Source organism: Candidatus Solirubrobacter pratensis (assembly GCF_000425945.1).
Classification (GTDB): Bacteria; Actinomycetota; Thermoleophilia; order Solirubrobacterales; family Solirubrobacteraceae; genus Solirubrobacter; species Solirubrobacter pratensis.
Genome location: NZ_KE384482.1, coordinates 148,718 through 170,112 on the forward strand (window position 1 = coordinate 148,718; position 21,395 = coordinate 170,112).

The 21,395-nt window shown below is 72.3% G+C and carries 20 protein-coding genes and 1 tRNA gene; 6 read left to right on the plus strand and 15 right to left on the minus strand.

Annotated features, from left to right (window positions below; translation table 11 throughout):
- Window positions 1-13 precede the first annotated feature (13 nt).
- The 5 genes from H958_RS42405 to H958_RS42415 are packed head-to-tail and all read left to right on the plus strand — an operon-like array spanning window position 14 to window position 3,825.
- Window positions 14-751, plus strand: coding sequence for an HD-GYP domain-containing protein (locus H958_RS42405; protein WP_051325185.1), 738 nt, complete (start codon window positions 14-16; stop codon window positions 749-751).
- A complete protein-coding gene (locus tag H958_RS0133665) occupies window positions 748-1,122 on the plus strand; it encodes a response regulator (protein WP_028061865.1) in 375 nt (124 codons plus the stop codon). Before H958_RS42405 ends, H958_RS0133665 begins: the two co-directional genes overlap by 4 nt.
- Window positions 1,119-2,153 (plus strand): LLM class F420-dependent oxidoreductase, encoded by a 1,035-nt coding sequence (locus tag H958_RS0133670; protein ID WP_028061866.1) that lies wholly within the window; start codon window positions 1,119-1,121, stop codon window positions 2,151-2,153. Before H958_RS0133665 ends, H958_RS0133670 begins: the two co-directional genes overlap by 4 nt.
- A complete protein-coding gene (locus tag H958_RS44655) occupies window positions 2,150-2,650 on the plus strand; it encodes a GNAT family N-acetyltransferase (protein WP_028061867.1) in 501 nt (166 codons plus the stop codon). Before H958_RS0133670 ends, H958_RS44655 begins: the two co-directional genes overlap by 4 nt.
- Window positions 2,647-3,825, plus strand: a complete 1,179-nt coding sequence (locus H958_RS42415) for a glycosyltransferase (protein ID WP_196807708.1) — start codon at window positions 2,647-2,649, stop codon at window positions 3,823-3,825. The genes H958_RS44655 and H958_RS42415 overlap by 4 nt, the downstream gene beginning before the upstream one ends.
- Here the strand turns inward: H958_RS42415 and H958_RS42420 are convergent.
- The 11 genes from H958_RS42420 to recO form a co-directional block, all read right to left on the minus strand.
- Window positions 3,809-4,390, minus strand: a complete 582-nt coding sequence (locus H958_RS42420) for an ABC transporter permease (RefSeq protein ID WP_196807709.1) — start codon at window positions 4,388-4,390, stop codon at window positions 3,809-3,811. The two genes, H958_RS42415 and H958_RS42420, sit on opposite strands and share 17 nt — an antisense overlap.
- Complete coding sequence (locus H958_RS48060) at window positions 4,375-4,641, minus strand: hypothetical protein (RefSeq protein ID WP_196807710.1); 267 nt, start codon at window positions 4,639-4,641, stop codon at window positions 4,375-4,377. Before H958_RS48060 ends, H958_RS42420 begins: the two co-directional genes overlap by 16 nt.
- Complete coding sequence (locus H958_RS42425; protein WP_081686556.1) at window positions 4,638-5,480, minus strand: ABC transporter ATP-binding protein; 843 nt, start codon at window positions 5,478-5,480, stop codon at window positions 4,638-4,640. The genes H958_RS48060 and H958_RS42425 overlap by 4 nt, the downstream gene beginning before the upstream one ends.
- A gap of 395 nt (window positions 5,481-5,875) precedes the next feature.
- Entirely contained in the window at window positions 5,876-7,138 is a 1,263-nt protein-coding gene (locus tag H958_RS0133695; protein ID WP_028061868.1) for a hypothetical protein, read from the minus strand.
- A gap of 460 nt (window positions 7,139-7,598) precedes the next feature.
- Window positions 7,599-7,671: transfer RNA gene (locus H958_RS0133705), tRNA-Asn, on the minus strand.
- Window positions 7,672-7,695: 24 nt separating this feature from the next.
- Window positions 7,696-8,391, minus strand: a complete 696-nt coding sequence (locus H958_RS44660) for a helix-turn-helix domain-containing protein (protein ID WP_156028484.1) — start codon at window positions 8,389-8,391, stop codon at window positions 7,696-7,698.
- Window positions 8,392-8,435: 44 nt separating this feature from the next.
- Window positions 8,436-10,358, minus strand: coding sequence for a DNA primase (gene dnaG, locus H958_RS42435; protein WP_051325187.1), 1,923 nt, complete (start codon window positions 10,356-10,358; stop codon window positions 8,436-8,438).
- Window positions 10,358-11,365 carry a deoxyguanosinetriphosphate triphosphohydrolase gene (locus H958_RS42440; RefSeq protein ID WP_037412715.1) on the minus strand — a complete coding sequence of 336 codons (1,008 nt, stop codon included), beginning with the start codon at window positions 11,363-11,365 and terminating at the stop codon, window positions 10,358-10,360. Before H958_RS42440 ends, dnaG begins: the two co-directional genes overlap by 1 nt.
- Before the next feature lie 54 nt (window positions 11,366-11,419).
- Window positions 11,420-14,080 carry a pyruvate, phosphate dikinase gene (gene ppdK, locus H958_RS0133725; protein WP_028061870.1) on the minus strand — a complete coding sequence of 887 codons (2,661 nt, stop codon included), beginning with the start codon at window positions 14,078-14,080 and terminating at the stop codon, window positions 11,420-11,422.
- Window positions 14,081-14,083: 3 nt separating this feature from the next.
- On the minus strand, window positions 14,084-14,470 hold the full coding sequence (locus H958_RS0133730) for a DUF6636 domain-containing protein (RefSeq protein WP_028061871.1): 387 nt from the start codon (window positions 14,468-14,470) through the stop codon (window positions 14,084-14,086).
- Between the two features lie 1,227 nt (window positions 14,471-15,697).
- Window positions 15,698-16,450: a DNA repair protein RecO gene (recO, locus tag H958_RS42445; RefSeq protein WP_081686558.1), complete on the minus strand. Its 753-nt coding sequence runs from the start codon at window positions 16,448-16,450 to the stop codon at window positions 15,698-15,700.
- Here recO and H958_RS0133740 point away from each other — a divergent pair.
- Window positions 16,442-16,699, plus strand: coding sequence for a glutaredoxin family protein (locus H958_RS0133740; protein ID WP_028061872.1), 258 nt, complete (start codon window positions 16,442-16,444; stop codon window positions 16,697-16,699). The two genes, recO and H958_RS0133740, sit on opposite strands and share 9 nt — an antisense overlap.
- Window positions 16,700-16,774: 75 nt before the next feature.
- Here H958_RS0133740 and mutM read toward each other — a convergent pair whose 3' ends face one another.
- From mutM to xerD, 4 genes are all read right to left on the minus strand, one after another.
- Window positions 16,775-17,629, minus strand: coding sequence for a bifunctional DNA-formamidopyrimidine glycosylase/DNA-(apurinic or apyrimidinic site) lyase (gene mutM, locus H958_RS0133745; RefSeq protein WP_028061873.1), 855 nt, complete (start codon window positions 17,627-17,629; stop codon window positions 16,775-16,777).
- Window positions 17,630-17,775: 146 nt separating this feature from the next.
- Entirely contained in the window at window positions 17,776-19,032 is a 1,257-nt protein-coding gene (locus tag H958_RS0133750) for a hypothetical protein (RefSeq protein WP_028061874.1), read from the minus strand.
- 79 nt (window positions 19,033-19,111) lie between these two features.
- Window positions 19,112-20,269: a phosphopentomutase gene (locus tag H958_RS0133755; protein ID WP_028061875.1), complete on the minus strand. Its 1,158-nt coding sequence runs from the start codon at window positions 20,267-20,269 to the stop codon at window positions 19,112-19,114.
- A gap of 28 nt (window positions 20,270-20,297) precedes the next feature.
- Window positions 20,298-21,239 carry a site-specific tyrosine recombinase XerD gene (xerD, locus tag H958_RS0133760; RefSeq protein WP_051325190.1) on the minus strand — a complete coding sequence of 314 codons (942 nt, stop codon included), beginning with the start codon at window positions 21,237-21,239 and terminating at the stop codon, window positions 20,298-20,300.
- Window positions 21,240-21,395 lie beyond the last annotated feature (156 nt).

The following is a 21,395-nucleotide window of genomic DNA, read 5'->3' on the forward strand; positions in this document are numbered from 1 at the left end:
CGATGGTGACGACTTGAGCGCCGTTAACGAGGACACGGTCCCGACCCTGCGTGCACGCCTGCGGCAGACTGAGCAGGAGGCCGCTGCACGCCAGCGGCAGCTCGAGCGCTATGCCGCGGACCTGCGCGAGGTCTTCAAGCAGGAGCGCTCACGCGCGCAGGAGCTGCGCCGCTCCTACCGCGCGACTGTCCGCGCGCTGTCCAACGCCGTCGAGGCGCGCGACGCGTACACGGGCAAGCATGCGGAGCGCGTCACCGCGTACGGGATGGAGCTCGCCCGCGCCGTCGGGCTCTCGATCGAGGAGTCGCCGCAGATCGAGTTCGGCTTCCTCCTCCATGACATCGGCAAGGTCGCGGTGCCGGACGCGATCCTGTTCAAGACCAGCAAGCTCACCGAGAAGGAGTACGCGCTGATCGCGCAGCACCCGGTCGTGGGCGCCGAGATCCTGCGCGACGTCGATTTCATCGGCGAGGGCAAGCTCGTCGTGCGCCACCACCATGAGCGCTGGGACGGGACCGGCTACCCCGACGGGCTCGTCGGCGAGGAGATCCCGCTCGCCGCGCGCGTGTTCGCGGTCGCCGACACGCTCGATGCGCTGACGACGGACCGCCCGTACCGCCCGGCGTCGGACTGGACGCAGGCGCGCGTCGAGATCCGGCGCTTCTCCGGCATGCAGTTCGACCCGTCGGTGGTCAGCGCCTTCGAGGCGATCCCGGACGAGGTGTTCGCCGGCCTGAGGGGCGCGCTGTGACGCGGACGATCCTGATCGTCGACGACGATCCGATGATCCGCAAGCTCATCGCCACCACGCTCGAGGACATCTCCGGCTACCGGCTGCAGGAGGCGGGCGACGGGCTCGAGGCGGTCGAGCGCGCGGTCCACGCGCGCCCGGAGATCGTCTTCCTCGACATCGACATGCCGCGGCTGAACGGGATCGAGGCCTGCCGCCGTCTGCGCTCGGACCCCGCGACGGCCGAGGCGACGATCGTGATGCTGACCGGCGACTCCGGCGACATCGCCGAGCGCGGCGCGCAGGACGCCGGCGCCGACCTGTTCCTGACCAAGCCGTTCTCGCCGCTGCACCTTCTGCGGCTGGTGGACCGGATCGGCGCCGCGCGTTGAGGCTCGGCCTCCACGTGGGCTACTGGGGGCTCGGGCTGAGCGCCTCCGAGCAGCTCTCGCTGGTGCTCGAGGCGGAGCGGCTCGGCTACGACTCGGTCTGGACCGCGGAGGCCTACGGCTCCGACGCCGCGACGATCCTCGCCTGGCTCGCGCAGGCGACGACGAAGATCAAGCTCGGCAGCGCGATCTTCCAGATGCCGGGCCGCTCGGCGGCGATGACGGCGATGACCGCGGCGACGATCGACCAGCTCTCGGGCGGGCGGATGCTGCTCGGGATCGGAAGCTCCGGTCCGCAGGTCGCCGAAGGCTGGCACGGCCAGCGGTTCGCCCGCCAGCTGCAGCGCACGCGCGAGTATGTGGCGGTGGTGCGCATGGCCCTCGCGCGTGAGCGGGTCGAGTTCCACGGCGAGACGCTTCAGCTCCCGCTCCCGGACGGCCCGGGGAAGGCGCTCAAGCTCACGATCGCTCCCGCGCAGGAGCGGATGCCGATCTACGTCGCGGCGATCGGGCCGCGCAACACGGAGCTGACGGCGGAGATTGCCGACGGCTGGCTCCCGACGCTCTTCTCCCCCGAGCACGTGAGCGAGTTCCGGCCGCTGCTGGACGCCGGCTTCGCGCGCGGCGGCGTCGGGTACGACGCGTTCGACATCGCCCCGACCGTCAACGTGATGATCAGCGACGATCTCGACTCGGCGCGCGACGCCATGCGGCACTTCGTGGCGCTCTATGTGGGCGGCATGGGCTCGCGCAGGCAGAACTTCTACAACGCGCTCGTGCGGCGCTACGGGTTCGAGGCCGCCGCCGAGAAGGTCCAGGATCTCTACCTGGAGGGTCGCACGGACGAGGCGGCCGCGGCGCTGCCGGGCGAGCTGATCGACACCGTGTCGCTCGTAGGCCCGGCGGATCGCGTCCGCGAGCGGCTGGGCGTGTACCGGGACGCGGGCGTCGGGACGCTGATCGTCTCGCCGATGGCTTGGTCCTTCGAGGAGCGGCTCGAGCAGCTGCGGCTCGTCGCCGAGCTCGCCGCGTGATCGAGCGCCCGTTCCGCGCCGAGGACGCGGAGCCGCTCGCCGCGCTGGTGCGGGCGTGCGACGCGACATACCGCGACTGGCTTCCGGCCGGCTGGACGCCGCCTGAGGTCGGGGCGGACTGGGCCGCGCGGTTCGGCGACCCGGACCGCTGGTGCGTGGTCGTCGAGGACGCCGGCGAGGTCGTCGCGTTCGCGTCGTTCCGGCCGGCGCTCGACGAGCCGTCTCCCGGCGCCCCTGGGCCGTTGCTGCCCGGCGTCGCGCACGTCGGCGCGGTGTTCGTCGCGCCATCGCACTGGCGGCGCGGGATCGGTGCGCGGATGCTGGGGCTGGCCGAAGAGGAGATGCGCGCGCAGTCCTACGCGCGCGCGGTGCTGTGGACGCCGGACGGCGCTCCCGCCGAGCGGCTCTACACGGCGCTGGGCTGGGCCCGCGACGGGCGGCGGGCGTGGCATGACTGGGTCGGCGTGATGGTCGTGGGGTACGCGAAGGACCTATGAGGGTCTTCCTCGGGGCGTTCGGCGACCCGGGCCATGCGTTCCCGATGCTTGCGCTCGGCGAGGCGCTGGTCGCGGCCGGGCATGAGGTGGGAATCCAGACGTGGCGGCGCTGGGAGCCGTCGGCGGTCGCGGGTGGGATGACGTTCGCCGCGGCGCCGGAATATCAGGTGTTCCCGACGCGCGAGCGGCCGCTGAAGCCCTACGCGGCCGCGGTGCGGGCGGCGTCGGAGACGGTGCCGTTCGTCGTCTCGTTCGCTCCCGACATCGCGGTCTCCGACATCCTGACGCCCGCGCCGGCACTGGCCGCGGAGCTCTGCGGCGTCCCCGTGGCGACGCTCGTGCCGCACCTACACCCGTGGGTCCCGCCGGGATTCCCGCCGTTCTCGATCGGCGCGCGGCTGCCGCGGACGCGCGTGGGCTCGCGACTGTGGCGGTTGACCGACGGGCTGGTCGCGCGCGGGCTCCAACAGGGGCGGCGGGAGTTCAACGAGTCGCGCGCGCGGCTCGGGCTTGCTCCGCTGGATTGGGTCCACACCGGGCTGTCGCGGGAGCTGACGATGATCGCCACGTTCCCGCAGCTCGAGTACCCGCGCGACTGGGAGCCGTGGCTGCGGGTCGTGGGGCCGCTGATGTGGGAGCCGCCGGGGCCGGCGGTCTCTCCGCCGGAGGGCGAAGGCCCCGTCGTCCTGATCGCGCCATCGACGGCGCAGGACCCGAAGCGGCGGCTGCTCCAGGCGGCGCTCGAGGGCCTCGCGGACGAGCCCGTGCGGGTGCTCGCGAGCACGAACGGCGATGCCTCCCTCCCGGCGCCGGCCAACGCGCGGCTCGTGCCGTGGATGTCCTATGCGAAGACGATGCCGCAGTGCGACCTGGTGGTGTGCAGCGGCGGGCACGGGACGCTCGTGCGGGCGCTGGCGTCCGGCTGCCCGGTGGTGCTGTGTCCGGCGGGCGGCGACATGGCCGAGAACGGCGCGAGGATCGACTGGGCCGGCCTGGGCGTGCGGCTGCCGCTGCGGTTCTGCACGCCGGCCGGCGTGCGGCTCGCCGTCCGGCGCGCGCTGGCGCGGCGCGGCGCGCGGCGGCGGGCCGGGGCTCTCGCCGCCTGGGCGGCGTCGCACCCCGGCCCCGCACGCGCGGTCGCCGAGCTCGAGTCGTGGGCTAACCGGCGCGCTTGAGCTTCCCGGTCCGCTTGGCGTAGCGCTCGCCCGCCCGGAAGGTGGCGAGGCCGAGCGGGATCGACAGCGCGCCGATCGCGATCAGCGGGATCAGGTCGTCCGCCGTGACGCCCTGGCCGTCGAGCACCGCGCCGCGGATGCCCTCGAGCGCGTACGTCGCCGGGCTGATCGTCGAGATCCACTGCATCCACTGCGGCATCACGTCGACCGGGTAGTAGACGCCCGAGACGACCAGCAGCATGCCCTGGGCGACGAAGCCGAGCTGCGCGCCCTTCTCCGGCGAGATCAGCGGGAGGACCGCGGTGATCATGCCGACGCCGACGAAGCTGACCGACGCCGTCGCCAGCAGGATCAGCGCCGCCGCCCAGTTCGCGTCGGGGAATGCGAGCCCGAAGAACAGCGCGACGACGGCGAACAGCAGCGCCGTCCGGATCACGCCGTAGAGCACGGCGAAGGCGCCCATGCCCAGCAGGTGCACGGCGCGGCTGAGCGGCGCCATGAACGTGTACTCGATCGTCCCTTCCCAGCGCTCCCACGCGACGGTCTCGGTCAGGACCTCGAACACGATCCGAGGTAGGACCAGATCACTGCGCCGATCAGCAGGATCGTCGTCTGGCGCTCCACGTCCAGCGTGCCCCCGCCGGCCTGGACGCCGTCGGCGATGAACACCACCGTGAGCGTGTTCGCGATCGTCCAGACGAAGAACGCGAGCTCCCACCATCCGTAGCGCTTCACGAGGTACGCGTTGCGCTCGACGATCCCGAGCAGCGCGATGCTCTGCAGGCGTGCGGCCTGGAGCGCGCCGCCGCCGGTCATCGGGCCGCCTCGGGCGCCACCGGCACCGCCGCCCGGCGCGATCGCCGTCTGGCGCGCGTCTTCCTCGGCGCCCATGACGCGGCCTCCTGGTCTTCTTCGTCGTCCAACTCCCGGCCCGTGGCCGCCAGGAACGCCTCCTCCAGCGTCCGCGCGCCGTAGTGCCGTCGCAGCGCGGACGGCGTGTCCAGCGCGAGCAGCCGGCCGCGGTCGAGGATCCCGACCCGGTCCGCGAGCGCGTCCGCCTCGCCCATGTCGTGCGTGCACAGCAGCGTCGTGGTGTCGTGCTCGGATCGCATGCGCATGATGAACTCGCGCACCTCCAGCTTCGAGCGCGGGTCGAGCCCCGTCGTCGGCTCATCGAGCAGCAGCAGCGTCGGCGACGTCAGCAGCGCACGGGCGAGCGCGACCTTCTGCTGCATCCCGCGGCTGAGGTCCTCCATCGGGTTTTTCGCGCGCTTGGCCGGGAACCCGACCGCCTGCAGGATCTCCGGCACGCGCCTGCGCGTGTGCCCGGGCGTCAGGCCGTAGAAGCGGGCGGCGTAGCTCAGGTTCTCCGCCGCGGACATGCGCTTGAAGAACGACGCCTCGACCGAGACCCGGTTGACGAGCCGCCGCACGGCCCGCTCCTCGCGCACGACGTCATGGCCGAACACCCGCGCCTGCCCCTGCTCGTGCAGCAGCAGCGTGGCGAGCACCCGCACCAGCGTGGACTTCCCCGACCCGTTCTGGCCCAGCACGGCCACGCACTCGCCCCGGCCGACGGTCAGCGACACGCGATCCAGGGCCAGGCGGCCGCGGGAGAACGATTTGACGAGATCGACAATCTCTACTGCGAACACGGCGATGCTCCTTGACAAAGACGGAAAGGTGGGCAGGGTCGACCGTCCGGGGCGGAGCCCGGCTCTGTCCTGCGGGGACCTAACCGTGGAGGCGCATCGGTGCCGAACGTACCACGGCGCGGGCCGGGACGCGCGTTCCCGCCGTCGCCCCCAGGCGGCGGGGTTCGAACCCGGCGTGGTGAGCCGGTGGGACCGTCGCAGCCGCGGCGAGGCACGCCCGCGGTGTTCACCCCGGGCGTCGCGCCGTCGCACGCGCCGTGAGATGCCGGCGCGCGGGCATCTCCTCGGTCACGACGCGGCGGCGGCCTGGCCGGCTGGGCCGCGGCCCTCGACCACCGCTCGGTCCCCGTGGGCCCGGGATCGCTCGGGCTACCGGAAGCTGCCCGCCCGCGCGATCACGAGCCGATCGGGGCTACCGGCAGGGCGGTCCGGTAGAGGACTCCGCCGCCCGCGGGCAGCGCAGCGCCGACCGCCGTCGCGCTGCCGGCCGCGCTGACGGCCGACCACGTGCCGGAGGGGCCGAGGCGCTCGAGCGGCGAGGTCCCCGTGGCGACCTGGAGCGTCGCGGTGCGCGCCGTTTCGGCGTCGCGGTTGGTCACCAGCGTGTAGAGGTAGGTGCCGTCGTCGAAGACCCCGATCGTGAGCGGCGTCGAGCCGTCGACCCGGACCGGGGCGCCGACGGGCCGCGCGATCGCGCCCGCCACGGGCTTCCCATTCTGGAACGTGTAGCGGTTCGTCGCCCCGAGCAGCGCCTGCCCGATCGACTGCAACTGCGCGTTGACGTCGGTGATCTCCGAGTACTGCGAGGTCTGCGTCCCGGCGCCGTCGATGATCGCCTCGCCCCAGTTGTCGGGATCCTCGAGGCCGACCGTCCAGTAGGTGAAGAACATCACGCCCTTGCCACCGTAGGCCAGCGTCTGCATGCCCTCCCACAGCTTCTGCGCCTGCGTGGGCTGGTCGTAGGAGAGGTGTCGCGTCGAGAGCACGATCTGCCAGAACGGGACGCCGTGGGCGGCCGCCGCGTCACGCGCGGCGGCCAGGTTGGTGAAGAACCCGTCCGTCGGGTAGTGGTCGTAGCTCAGCAGCGATATGCCGGACGTGCCGAGGTACTGGTCGAGGTACGTCGCATAGTCGCTCACGCCCAGCTGGCCGGGCGTCGCGAAGTCGGGGATCACATTGACGTAGGCCGGGTGCTCGGGATCACGCGCGCGCAGGTACGAGACGACCGCGCCGACCCGGGAGAAGGCGTCCGTCGACGGCTCGTCTCCAAGGTAGTAGCCGCCGAGGGCGGGATACGAGGCGTAGTCGGCGAGCACCTGGTCGAGCTGCGCCGTGCTCCCGCCGGCAACGGCGTCCGTGAGGCGCTGGTCGGAGACGATCACCTTGATGCCGGCCTGCTGGGCGGCCGTCAGCACGCGCTGATTGGTAGCGGTGTCGTACGGCGGTTCGCAGGGCGGCGAGGCCATGTTGAAGCCGGCGGCCTTGATCTCGGCCATCCGCGCGGCGGCGGCGGCCGCGTCGGCGACGAACGCCCTGGGCGGGCCGCACCAGAAGCCGATCGGCAGCTGGCCCGGCGGCGCCAGGCCCGCGCGCGCCGGAGCCGCCGCCCACAGCGCTACGAGCGCGCACACGAGCGCGGCGAGGCGGACGGCGCGCACACCGCGGCGCCGAGGGCAGCAATCGAGTTCGGCCGGACCGGTCGCCGCAGCGCGCATCCATCCTCCCCGCGGATTCGTTGACATCGCCGCGCCGGTTGCGAGGCGTCGTCAGCGGGCGGATGACGACGTGTCCGGCGTTGTTCGCCGAGGCTAATGCCCGCCGCGGGATCGCGGGCGCAGACCCTGCCCAAGTGGGCGGGCGCCGCGCCGCCGGCCGTCCGGGACCTGACTTCACCGAGGAGCGGCGGCCCGCGGCAGAGTCTCCGAGCCCACCGCGACGCTGCTCGAACGCTCGCGGCGCCTCGCTACCAGCCAGGCCATCTCGCAGCTCACGAGCGTCGACCGCCGGCACGGGGCGCTGCTGAGGCACTTCGCCGAGCGGGTCTGGCGCGCGATGGCCGCTGCGACCTCAGCAAGGAGCAAGCCCCACATCCAGGCACCGGCAGGATGTGGGGCTCGACTCGGGGGGTGGGACTCGAACCCACAACCCTTCGGTTAACAGCCGAATGCTCTGCCGATTGAGCTACCCCCGACCGACGTCGCGCGCGGCGACGCGCTCATAGTAGTAGGCACGGCGGGAGCTCGAGGTCTCCGGCCTCGACTTCCGCGTGGCAGTTGGAGCACAGCAGCATGCACTTCTCCGCTTCGGTGCGTGCGGAGGCGAGCGAGCGGGTCACGCCCTGGCGCGAAAGCGCGAACGCCTTCTGCGACGGATCGCGGTGATGGAAGTGCAATCCACCGAGGGTGCGGTCGTAGCCGCAGAGCACGCACGCTCCGCCCGCCTCCGCGACCAGGATGCGCTTGATCTCCCGGCGGCGGCGCTGGACCGCCCCTGTGCGGCACAGCCGGCAGCGAAAGCCGTCGGTCCCGCGGCGCACGAACGTCGTGACCCCGTGGGTGGGGCATTCGGCCTGAGTGGTCTCCGCCCCAACCGCCCGGGCGGGCAGGGTCTCGGCAAGCCGCCGCGCCCGCGGCGTCACGAGCCCATGCCTGGCGAGCCAGTGGCGGACGGTGGTGTACGAGACGTCCAGCTCGGCCGCCATCGCCCGGATGGAGAGGCCTTGCTCGACGAGCTCTTGGAGCCGCTCTCGTTCGATCCCTCCGCGGGCCGCGTGCCGGGGCGCGTGGGACGACGTCAGGCCGTGCTTGTTGACCCAGTAGGCGACCGTGGACGCAGGCTTTCCGGCCTCGCGAGCGATGGACTCGATCGACCGCCCCTTGGCGAGCTGCGCTGCGCGTGTGGCGACGTCCATCACCACACGAACACTAGTTCGTGTGCCGGACGGAAAAGTCCTGCTCAGGTGAGCTTATGGCGAATCGCGTCAAGGACGCGCTGGCGCTCCGCGGCAAGGGCCTGGACGCCCGACCCGCCAGAAAGCCGCGCGGTCGACATCTGGCGCTCCAGGCGCTGGAGGTCCATCTGCAGCGCTTCGAGCTCGAGCTTCGCCGGAGTCGCCTCGAGGTTCCCCGACCGGATCACGAGCTCGGCGACCAGCCGCGCGAGTGCTTCATTGCCCGCGGGCAGCTCGGAGGCCGGCCTCCGCAGCCGGCCGCGCAGATACGCCGCGGCCTCGCGCGTCGCCGGCGCGAAGAAGTAGTCGTCCAGATCGGCCTCGGCGAGCCGGCGCTCGCCTTCCTCGGGCAGCGCCAGGCACAGGGCGAGGAACGCGCGCTCGCTCTGCTCGCGCCGGGCCAGTGCCGCGTGCGGGTCGACCGGCTCGGGAGGCGGCGGCGCGTCGAAGCCCCGGCCACGCCGCGCGTCCCAGCGCCCGCCGCGCCGCGGCCCGCCGGGCCGGAAGCGCTCGCCGCGCTGCGGCCATCCGCCACCCCTCTGGGACGGCCCGCCGTCGCGCTCCCACGCCCCTTCCCGCGGAGCGCCCGCGAGCGCGTCGCCCCGCAGCGCCGAGGCCAGCACCTCGTTGATCAGGTTCTCCCCCAGCTGCAGCCGGCTGGCCACGAGCTGCGTCAGGTCCGCGCGCAGCACGCTCGCCGGCAGCGGCGCGATGATGCCTGCGACCTGCCGCAGGACCGCGTCGCGCCCGTCGGGGCTCGCCAGATCGCCCAGCTCCAGCGCCCGCTCGACCTCGAACCGCTCGATCGGCACCGCCGCCTCGATCCGCTCGCGCATCGCGTCCGCACCCTCGCGCTGCACCACGTCGGCCGGATCCTGTCCCGGCGGCAGCCGCACGATCCGGAACTCGACCGAGGTCGTCGACCGCGACTGGTTGTGCTGGCGCAGCCCCGCGATCCCGCGCGCGACCGACTCCTGCCCCGCGGTGTCCGGGTCCTGGCAGAACAGCGCCCGCGGCGCCAGCCGCGCGATCGCGTCGACCTGAGCATCCGTCAGCGCGGTGCCCATCGACGCCACGGTCTCGGGCACCCCTGCCTGCCGCAGCGCGATCACGTCCGTGTAGCCCTCCACGAGCACCACGCGCCCCGCCTTCGCCGCCGCCGCCCGCGCGAGATCGGCGCCGTACACGAGCCGGCTCTTGTGGAAGAGCTCGCTCTCGGACGTGTTGAGGTACTTCGGCGTGTCCCCCGCCTTCATCGCCCGCGCTCCGAACCCGAGCACGTGCCCGCGTACGTCCGCGAGCGGGAACGTGATGCGGCCGCGGAAGCGATCAACCAGGCCGCTGCCGTCGCGGCGCCGCTGTGCGAGCCCCGCCGCGAGCAGCTCCGCGGCCGAGAAGCCCGCGCGCGAGGACGCGGCGACGACCCGGTCCCACGCGTCCGGCGCCCAGCCCACGCGGTACTCGCGCAGCGCCCCCTCTTCGAGCCCGCGCGAGCCAAGGTACTCGCGCGCGGGAGCCGCCTCGTCGCTCTCCCACAGCAGCCGCACGTACCAGGCCGCCGTCCGCTCCAGCAGGGCCAAGAGCCGCTCGCGAGCCTGGCGCTGCTCGGCCTCGCGCGGGTCCTCGGCCTCCCGTTCGAGCGGTACGCGATAGCGCTCGGCGAGCCACTCGAGCGCACTCGCGAAGTCGAGTCCCTCGGTCTCCATCACGAAGCTGAAGACGTCGCCGCCCGCGGAGCAGCCGAAGCAGTAGTAGAGCTTCTCGACGGGGTCGATGCCGAACGACGGCGTCCGCTCCTCGTGAAACGGGCATAGGCCCTGCAGCCGGTTCACGCCCGAGCGCTTGAGCTCCGTCCGTGCGCCGACGATCTCGGCGAAGTCGACGGCGTCCCGTACCCGTTCGCGCGACTCTCGCGTGTAGCGCGCCATTAGAGGGCGAGGCCCTGCGGCACGAAGCGATCCGTCCAGGCGCGGATGGCGAAGCGGTCGGTCATCCCCGCCAGGTAGTCCACCACGCGCTCGGCGTCCGTCGCGCCGTCGGCCCCTTCGGGCAGCTCCTCCAGATGCTCGCAGTAGTACTCGAACAGCCCGCGCAGCACCCGCTCGATCTTCGTGTGCTCCTGCCGCGCGCGCGGGCCGAGGTAGACGCGCTCGAACATGAACGAGCGCAGCGAGTACATCGCGCGGCCGACCTCCCCGCCCTGCGCGATGTCGCCCGCCCGCTCGGAGTGCTCGACCAGGTCGTGCACCAGCGTGTCGATGCGCTTGGAGCCCGTCGGGCCGAGGATCTCGATCTCCTCGCGCGGCAGGTCCGCGTCGGAAAGCACGCCGGCGCGCACGGCGTCGTCGATGTCGTGGTTGATGTAGGCGATGCGGTCCACGAGCCGCACGATCTTGCCCTCGAGCGTCGCCGGCTCGCCCGCCCCGCTGGAGTGGCGCAGGATGCCGTCGCGCACCGGCTCGGTCAGGTTGAGCGCTTCGAGGACGGAGACCACGCGCAGCGAGTGCTCGTTGTGCCGGAAGCCGCGGCCGAAGCGCTCGCGGCCGCAGCGGTCGAGCACGTCCTCGCCGGTGTGCCCGAACGGCGGATGCCCGACGTCGTGACCGAGCCCGATCGCCTCCGTCAGATCCTCGTTGAGCCGCAGCGCGCGGGCGACGGTCCGCGAGATGCCGGTGACCTCGAGCGTGTGGGTGAGCCGCGTGCGGTAGTGGTCGCCCTCGGGCGCGACGAACACCTGGGTCTTGTGCTTGAGCCGCCGGAACGCCTTGGAATGGACGATCCGGTCGCGATCGCGCTGGAACGGCGTGCGCACGCCGCAGTCGGGCTCCTCGCGCGCGCGGCGCGCGGGATACGACGGCGTCGCGAGCTCCGACAGCCACGCGGACTCCCACGCGCGCTGACGCTCGGCGAAGTCCTGGGGGCCGACGGCGGTCACACCGTCAATTGTGACCGCCCCGGCGGAGCGACCTGGCGAAAAGATGCACTTTCGTCACGCTTGCGTGTACGCCCAGTCACGATCGCCCGCATGGATGACGGCCGCCTGGGCCGCCGCGACACGCGCGATCGGGACGCGGAACGGGCTGCACGAGACGTAGTCGAGCCCGGCCATGTGGAAGAACTCGATCGAGTCCGGATCGCCGCCGTGCTCGCCGCAGATGCCGAGCTTGAGGTCCGGCTTGCGCTCGCGTCCGACCCACGCCGCCAGGCGCACCAGCCAGCCGACCCCCGGCTTGTCGATCGTCTCGAACGGACTCCGGTCGATGATCCGCCGCCTCATGTAGGTCGGCACGAACTTCGACTCGACGTCGTCGCGCGAGAACCCGAGCGCCGTCTGCGTGAGGTCATTCGTGCCGAAAGAGAAGAAGTCTGCGAATTCCGCGATCCGATCTGCAACAAAACACGCGCGGGGCAATTCGATCATGGTCCCGACGGTGTAGTCCTCACCCTCGTGCAGCCCTTCCCCGTCGCCGACCCGGACCACCAGATCGCGCATGATCTCGAGCTCCTGCTCGTAGTCCACGAGCGGGATCATGATCTCCGGGTGCGGAGGCTCGTCCATCGCCTTCGCCGCGCGCATGATCGCCTGCACCTGCATCTCGTAGATCTCGGGAAACAGGATCCCCAGCCGGCACCCGCGCGTGCCCAGCATCGGGTTCTCCTCCGAGATCGCCTCGGTGCGCGAAAGCAGCCGCTCCAGCTGCTCCAGGTCGTCCGTGCACTCGATCCGCGCGCGCTCCACCTGCGCGGAGAGGTCCACCAGGTTCGGGAGGAACTCGTGCAGCGGCGGGTCGAGCAGCCGGATCGTCACCGGCAGCCCCTTCATCGCCTCGAACAGGCCCTCGAAGTCCTCCTGCTGCAGCGGCAGCAGGTCCGCCAGCGCCTCGCGGCGGCCCTCCTCGTCGGCCGCCATGATCATCGCTCGCATCTTCGGCTGGCGGTCCTCGGCCATGAACATGTGCTCCGTCCGGCACAGCCCGATGCCTTCGGCGCCCAGCTCGCGCGCCTTCGCCGCATCGTCCGGCGTGTCCGCGTTCGTGCGCACGCCCAGGCGGCGGATCTCGTCCGCCCACTCCAGCACCTGCTCGAAGTGCTCGTTGACCTGCGCCTCCACGAGCGGCACGTCCTCGGTCGTCACCTGGCCCGTCGTGCCGTCGATCGCGATCCGGTCGCCCTCGTGGAGCTCGGTTCCGTTGACGGAGATCGTCCGCGCCTTGAGGTCGATCGCCAGCGCATCGGCGCCGACGACCGCCGGCCGGCCCATCCCGCGCGCCACCAGCGCCGCGTGCGACGCCTTGCCCCCCTCGGAGGTCAGGATGCCCTTCGCGGCATGGAAGCCGGCCACGTCGTCGGCCTCGGTGAACGGACGCACGAGGATGACGTCGCGGCCTTCGCCGGCCGCGTCGACGGCATCCTGTGCCGTGAAGACGACCTCGCCCTTGGCGGCGCCGGGCGAGGCGCTGACGCCCTTGGCGATGACGTCGTAGTCGGCCGTGGGGTCGAAGGTCGGGTGCAGGAGGGCGTCGAGCCGGCCGGCGTCGATGGTGGCGATCGCCTCCTCCTTCGTGAGCAGCCCCTCGCTGACGGCGTCGACCGCGAAGCGCACCGCGGCCTGCGCCGGCCGCTTGGCGTTGCGGGTCTGCAGCATGTAGAGCTGCCCCTCCTCCACCGTGAACTCGGTGTCCTGCATGTCCTTGTAGTGCGACTCGAGCGTGCGCAGGATCTCCATCAGCTGCTCGTGGGCCTCGGGCAGCCAGTCCTTCATTTCGGCGATGTCGCGCGGCGTGCGGACGCCGGAGACGACGTCCTCGCCCTGCGCGTTCGGGAGGAAGTCGCCGCTCGGCTCCGGCGCGCCGGTCACCTCGTCGCGGCTGAACGCGACGCCCGAGCCCGACGTGTCGCCCTTGTTGCCGAACACCATCTGCTGCACGTTGACGGCGGTGCCCCAACTGTCCGGGATGTGGTTGAGGCGGCGGTATTCGACGGCGCGCTTGCCCATCCAGGAGTCGAAGACCGCACGGATCGCGAGCCGCAGCTGCTCCTCGGGCTCCTGCGGGAAGTCCTCGCTGGTGTGCTCGCGGTAGATGCCCTTGAACGTGTCCGTGAGCTCCTTCAGCGCCTCGACGTCCAGCTCCGTGTCGTCCTTGACGTTCCGATCGCCTTTCGCGTTCTTGATCGCGTCCTCGAACGCCTCGCCCGGGATGCCGCGGGAGACGTTGCCGAACATCTGCACGAAGCGGCGGTAGGAGTCCCACGCAAAGCGCTCGTTCTCGGTCGCGCGCGCGATGCCCTGGACGGAGGTGTCGTTGAGGCCGAGGTTGAGGACGGTGTCGAGCATGCCGGGCATCGACTCGCGCGCGCCCGAGCGAACGGACACGAGCAGCGGATCCTCGTCGTCGCCGAGCCGCTTGCCGGCCTGCTCCTGCAGCCGTTCGAGCGCGCTCTCGACCTGCTCGGCCATCCCCTCCGGCTCCCGCTTGTCGGCGCGCATGTAGGCGACGCAGGCCTCCGTGGTGATCGTGAAGCCGGCGGGAACGCGGTCAGCGCCGAGTACGCGCGTCATCTCCGCGACGTTCGCGCCCTTGCCCCCGAGCAGCTCGCGCATGTCCTTCGAGCCCTCGGAGAAGTCATAGACCCACTGCTCGCCGGCCATGCCTCAGTACACCTCCTGCTTCTGGACGGACACGGTGAAGCCGTGGCCCGAACGCGTGCTCCGGCAACTGATGCCGGCCTCGCGCGACGTGCACCGCAGCTTCCGGAACGTCGTCGTCTTGCCGTACGCCAGCGCCCTCGCCTTCGAGTCCATGACCGTGTCTGTGATCTTCACGCGCTTGGCCTTCCCCGTCTCGGCGAGCGTGATTGCACGATCGTCACCGCCGCTCCACTCGCAGCGGACGGCGGGCGGGGTCTCCGCGTCCGAGTAGAACGCGCAGCCGAGCTTGCCGGTCGGCGAACGGAACGCCCGGTAGGCGGCCGAGGCGGTGGCGGGAACGGCCGCGAGGGCCACGGCGGCCGCGAGCGCGGCGGCGGTCGGGCGGATCATCTGGTCCGGGAGCCTACCCGCCGACGGAAGCCGCGGCGCGGTTCCAGGAAGCCGCGAAACGGCAAGCGGCCGATCGGCGTCACCGCCCGGCGCACGTGGTCTCCGCCCCGCCGCGGCCCCGCCCCGCGCATGCCTCCGCGCCCCGCCCGCGTGCGCGGGTCTGCGCCCCGCCGCGGCCCCACCCCGCGCGGGTCTCCGAGCGCCCGTTCGCGTGCGCGGGTCTCCGCCCCGCGCCGGATCTCCGCGCACCACCCCGCGTGCGCGCGTCGCCGGGCGACCGCTCCGCGGTTTGGGCGAAGTGCGCAGGTGAGGGAGTGGCTCCGTTTGGCCGCGCGGTTCGCGCGGTCCGTCGTTTGGGGCGCCGGGCAAGGAGATTTGCGACGAACCTTCAAATGGTTCGAAGCGTCGTCGCAACCCCGTGGGCTCGCTCGGCGGCGGTGATCGTTCGTGCGTGATCGGGCCGAGCGACGGGTCCATCGTGGCTGCCAGGGCCGGTGGGCGATGTAGACCCGCATCCCTTACCCGTGCAGTTCGCCGGTACCGGGGTCTTCACGCTGCCGCTTCGTAGGTTCCGGCGAGCTGCGCAGGTAGCGGAGTCGGTCCCGTTTGGCTGCGCGGTTTGCACGGCCGAGTGATCGCTTTCAGGGGACCGAGCGAGCGGTGTGCTACGAACCTTCGAATAGTTCGAAGCTTCGTCGGGCACCCCTTGGTCTCATGCGCGACGATGATCGTTCGTGAGCGATCGGGTCCTCGGACTGGTCGATTGTGGCCGACGGGCCGACAGGCGAGGTCGGTCCGCATCCCTTACCGCACAGAGCTGTCGACGATGGCGAATGCGGCGCCGGCGAGCAGCGTCGCGCCCGTGGGCGAGTCTTCCGACGCGGCGGCGAGCGGCGAGAGAGCCCTTCGCGGGCGCCCCCAGTCCTGCCGTCCTCGCGGGCAGGAGATCCGTCCCACCACGCGTCGACACGCCCGAGCCCGCAGGCCCGCCGCCGTCGTTCACCGCGCGCCGACACGCCCCCCAGGCCCGCCGCCCTGCTCTGCCGCGAGCCGACACGCTCCACCCCGCAGGCCCGCGCCGCCCCGCCCTCCGCGAGCCGACACGCCGCGGCCGCGCCGCCCGCGCCGCCCGCGCCGCCGCGCCACGCCCGCCCGCTGCCGCAGCCGCGCCGCCCGCCCTACCGCGCCCCGCCCGCCCGGCCGTTGCCGCAGCCGCGGCGCCCCGCCCTACTGCGCCCCGACGGGCCGCAGCCGCAGGTGCGCGTGGTGCTCGAGCGTGTCGAGGATCGCGCGCTCGGCCTGCGCCAGCGCGCGGGGCTCCGCGGCGGGAGCGCTCGCGAGCGGGTTGCCGAGGGCGGCGACCATGAACGCGTGGGCGTCCTCGTCGAGCCGGAAGGCGCTCGCCTCGCATGCGCCGCAGACGACGCCGCCGGCCGCGCCCGAGAAGCCCACGATGTGCTCGCGCTCGCCGCATGAGGCGCAGCCGGCGAGGTGCGGCGCGAATCCGGCCGCCAGCAGCAGCTTCAGGCGGAACGCAAGCGCATTCGCGCGCCCGGCGGTGTCCGGCGCCTGGTCGAGCAGCGCGAGCTCGTTCGCGAGCAGGTGGTAGACGCCGGCGTGCGGCTCGCCGTCGTCGAAGATGCGGGCCACCGCCTCGCACGCCCGGGCAGCGCCGTCAAGCGCGCCCGCGTGCTCGCGCAGGCGCCGATGGGCGGCCACGGTCTCGGCCGAGGTCACGGTCAGGAGATCGCTGCGCCCTTCATAGAGCACGAGATCGAGACGGAAGAACGGCTCCAGGCGGCCGCCGAAGCGCGACTTCGCCTTCCGCACGCCCTTCGCGATCGCGCTCAGCCGGCCGCGATGCGGGGTATACAGATGGAGGATCCGGTCCGCCTCGCCGTAGCGTATGGACCGCAACACGATCCCTTCGGTCTTTAGCGATCCGGATATCGCACTATACTTTCTGAAGTCATGAGCCAAGTCACCGTCTACACCACCGAGCCCTGCGGCTACTGCCGCGTTGCCAAGGCCCTCCTCAACAAGCGAGGCGTCCCGTTCGAGGAGATCAACCTCGCGAAGGACCCCGAGGGTCGTGCGGAGCTCGTGCGTCTGACGGGAATGATGACGTTCCCCCAGGTCGTCATCGACGGCGAGACGATCGGCGGCTACCAGGAGCTCGTCGCGTTCGACCGCGGCGGCAGCCTTGCGCCGCTCGCCGCCGCCGCATAGCGACTCGCCTCTGACTGGGCCGCCCTGCCGGGCGGCCCATTCGATTTCGGGGCGGCCGGAGGCGCAGCCGCGCGGTCAGGCCGCCGCTACGCGCTTCTTGCGCGGCGCCCGCGGACGCGTCTGGCAGGTCTCGCAGACGTAGGTGCCGCGCCCGGCAGCGCGGAGCTTGCGTACCGGCGTGCCGCAGTTCGGGCACGGCTCATGCTCGCGCAGGTGCACCAGGAACTGGTCCTGGAAGGTCCCGCTGACACCGTACGGGTCGCGGAAGTCGTCGATCGTCGCGCCCTTGGCGGCCAGCCCTGCCATCAGCGACGCCACCACGGCGTCGCGTAGTGCCTCGGCTTGTGCTCGGGTGATCCGGTTCGCCGGGCGCAGGGGGTGGATGCGGGCGCGGAAGAGCGCCTCGTCCGCGTAGATGTTGCCGACGCCGGCGATCTTCTTCTGGTCGAGCAGGAACGCCTTGATCGGCGCACGCGATGCACGCGCCAGCGCATACAGATGCTCGGCGGTGAACTCGCGCGCGAGCGGCTCGACGCCCAGCCGGGCGTCGAAGAACGCCTCCAGCGCCTCCGGCCCGAGCGCGAGCTCGCCGGTGCCGAATCGGCGCGGATCGTCGAAGACCAGCAGGTGCTCGCCGAGCGTCATCAGCACGCGGGCGTGCTTGGACGGCTCAGCGGGATCGAGCAGCAGCGCCCCGGTCATGCGCAGGTGCATGAGCAGGTAGACGTCGTCCTCGAGCTCCCAGATCAGGTACTTCCCGCGCCGCGAGAGGCGATCGACGCGGCGGCCGCGCAGCGCGTCCTCGAGCTCGGCGGGCGCGAGCGGCCGGCTCCAGCGCGGGTCGCGGATCTCGATCGCCTCGAGCGTGCGCCCCTCCACATGGGGCGCCAGATGGGAACGGATCGTCTCGACCTCGGGCAGCTCCGGCATCGCCCGCCCGAGGCTAGAGCACGCGACCGCGGGAAGCCGGCCCCGCGCCGGACGCGACCGACCCGCAAAGGCGCCTCGTGGCGGCGCTGGACCCCGCGGCACCGCGCCTCGCGCGACCCCCGACCCGGTCCCAGCGATCTTCCCGCCTACGGGATCTCCGCGTGCGCGCGGGCGAACGCGTCGACGTCCTTCTGCACCGACGCCAGCGACTGGTGGAGCGTCTTGCGCATGACGCGATCCATCAGCTTCCGCCCTGGGCGCCCCTTGATCTCCTCGCTGTCGAACCCCTCATAGAGCCGCAGCAGCCCTTTGCGTCCGTGCGTGGCCGCGATCGCGTATGCGGCCGCCGCGGAATACGAATACGCGAACGCGAGCGGGGTCGAGGCCAGGTTGACCATCGACGCCGGGCGCCCGAGCGCTGTGAGCGAGAGCACGCGCTTGGATGCCGCCTGCTGCGAGTGGTCGCGCAGCTGCGCGCCGCTCAGGAGCGCGCCGGCCTCGCCGTAGCGCGGATCGCCCGCGGTGTACATCGCCATGCCCTCCACGAGCCAGACCGGCATCCGCCCCGAAGTCTTCCTCACCAGCGACGCATGCGTCATCTCGTGCGCGATCGTCCGCCTCCGGCCCGCATGGTCCTGGCGCCCGAACGAGCGCCAGACGACGAGCAGCCGCTGCCCCGCGACCGAGGTCACGCGCCGCGCAGGCCCGTTCTCGTTCACCGACGCCTCCGCGATCGCGTTGAGCGTCCCGAGCGCGCGCACGTCGCGCGTGAGCGCCTTCGTGTCGGAGTTGGAGCGCGAGACGACGACGAGCATCCGCCCGGGTGCCTTCAGCCCCGGCAGCGCTTTCTTCATCCTTGCGCGCCCCGCCTCGAGGTCCCGCATGAACCCAGCGACTTTCAGGCCCTTCGGCGTCAGCGCGACGAAGTGCTCGCTGCGCCGCACCGTGTACGCACCGCGCTGCCACGGCGCCTCGATCCCCGCCGGGCGGTCGAGCTTCACCCGCCAGCCGGCCGGCGTCTTGATGAAGCGCATCGAGGAGCGGATCGCGAACGTGCTGTCCACGCCATCGAAGTCGTACCGCGTCAGCGTGTGCATCGTCGCCGAGCGCTTCCCGACGGTCGTCGAGGTCGCCTCGATCTCAACCGACGCGAGCGGGAGAGCGGCCGCGGACCTGGCCGCGCGGCGGTCGCGCACCTGCTGCGATCCGGTGCTCGTCGCCGCAAGCCGCTCCACGTCGCCGTCCTGGATCGCACGCGAGCGCTCGAGCAGCAGGTTCTGCATCTGCTCGGCGTCGCCCGGAGGCTTCGGCCTCTCCGCCGGCTTGCCCGCCGTCGCCGTCGGCTTGGAGACGGACGGCTTCTTGTCGCCGCAACCCGCGGCGAGCAGAGCGGCGCCGGCCACGGCCGCGAGGCACTTCGCTGCACCCGACGCGCATGTCACCCGATACAGATGCCCGGCCGTGGCGAAGTCCTCACCACTCTCACACGATGAACGGGGTCCCGGGCAGCGCGCCGGCGTCGCGGCCGGCGAGCCACCGCAGCACCGAAGCGCCGACGTCGGCGAAGGGACCGTCGTGACGGCGGTGGCCGTTGCCGTCGAAGCGGGCAAGCAGCGGCGCGTGCTCGCGCGTGTGGTCCGTGCCGGGCGTCGTCGGATCGCAGCCGTGATCGGCGGTGATGACCAGCAGATCGCGCGAGGGATCGAGGCGCTCCAGCCAGCCGGCGACCTCCGCGTCGATCTCCTGCAGCGCACGGTGGAAGCCGGGGACGTCGCCGCGGTGCCCGTACACCTGGTCGGTCTCGACGAGGTTGGTGAACACGAACCCGGACTCGAGCTCGTCGATCAGCCGCGTGGTCGCGTCCAGCGCAGCGCGGTTGGTCGCGCCCTTGTGCGAGTGGTCGACGCCGACACCCGCGAAGACCTGGCCGATCTTGCCGACGGTGTGGACCGCCATGCCGTCGGCCTGCAGCTCCTGCATGTAGGACCGCGATGGCGGGACGATCGCGAGGTCGCGCCGGCCGTCGGTGCGCACGAAGTCGCCGGGCTCACCGCGGAACGGCCGGGCGATCACACGCCCGACGGCATGCTCGCCGGACATGATCTCCCGCGCGGCGGCGCAGATCTCATACAGCTCGTCGGTCGGAACGACATCGACATGAGCGGCGATCTGCAGCACCGAGTCCGCCGAGGTGTAGAAGATCAGGTCCCCAGTGGCGAGATGCTGCTCACCGAAGTCGTCGATGACGGCGGTCCCGCTGTAGGGCCGGTTGCAGAGCACACCCCGGCCGCTCGCCTCGCGTAGCGCGTCGACGATCTCCGGCGGGAAGCCGTCTGGATAGGTGCGCAGCGCGACCGGCGTGACGACGCCCATCAGCTCCCAATGGCCCGTGATCGTGTCCTTGCCCGGGCCGAGCGGGTGCAGGCGCCCGTGCAGGACGCGCTCAGGTGAGGACGGAACTCCCTCCAGCGGGATCACGTCCCCGAGCCCGAGCCGCCCGAGGACCGGCAGGTCGAGACCTCCGGCGGCCTCCGCGACGTGCCCGAGCGTGTTCGTGCCGGTGTCACCGTAGTCGGCGGCGTCGGGCAGCTCCCCCGCGCCGCACGCGTCGATCACGATCACGAAAGCCCGTCTGTTCACGGGCCGGATTCTGGCAGCGGCGCCTAGGTCAGCGCGACTTTGCGCGCGGATGGGCGTCGAAGTAGACGTCCTTCAGTCGCTCGGCCGAGAGGTGCGTGTAGAGCTGGGTCGTCGCGATGTCGGCGTGGCCGAGCATCTCCTGCAGCGAGCGCAGGTCGCACCCGCCGGCGAGCAGGTGGGTCGCGAAGGTGTGGCGCAGGGTGTGCGGGCTCATCGCGTCCGCGAGACCGGCGCTGGCCGCGTGGCGCTGGACAATCTTGTACAACCCCTGACGGGTGAGGCCGGCGCCGCGGTGATTGACGAACAGGCGCGACTCCAGGCGGTCGCCGACGAGCTTCGGACGCCCGCGGGCGAGATAGATCGTGACCGCGCGGGCCGCGGCCGAACCGACCGGCACCAGGCGTTCCTTGGAGCCCTTGCCGCGCGTTCGCAGGACGCCCGCGTCGAGGTCGACGTCCGTCGTCTCGAGGTCGATCGCCTCTGACGCCCGCAGCCCGCACGCGTACATCAGCTCCAGCAGCGCACGATCGCGCAGCGCGGCCGGCTCGGTGCCCTTCGGCTGCTCGAGCAGCTTGCCGACCTCGTCGCGCGACAGCACGTGCGGCAGCCGGCGGCTTTGGCGCGGGGCGCGCAGGTTCGCGGTCGGGTCGGAGTCGAGGATGCCCTGGCGGCGCAGATGGCGATAGAAGGAGCGCAGGCACGCGACCTTGCGCTGCAGAGTGGCCGGCGCGACCGAGGGCCGGTCGCCGTCCCCCGAAGCGAGCGAGGCCACGAAGGCCGAAAGGTCGGAATGCGTGACCGCCAGTGGATCGCGACCCGCCAGGTGCGCGCCGTACTGCAGCAGGTCGGACCGGTAGGCCTCGAGCGTGTTGCGCGACAGCCCGCGCTCGAACTCGAGGTACGCCAGGAAGTCGAGCACGAGGTGCTCGATCGGCTGAGCTGCGGCAAACGGCGTTTCGACGGCGGCCATCGCCAGACCCGTTCGTCGGACCCTCGGGGTCCCCTTTGCGATGCAACGACCCGCCCGTGAGGCGCGGCGGCGGGCCCGCACGCCGACACGGCCATGCGTCGCCGGCGCGCGTAGACGCGTCGCCGGAGCGATCGCGGCGGCGGACGCGCGGCCCGA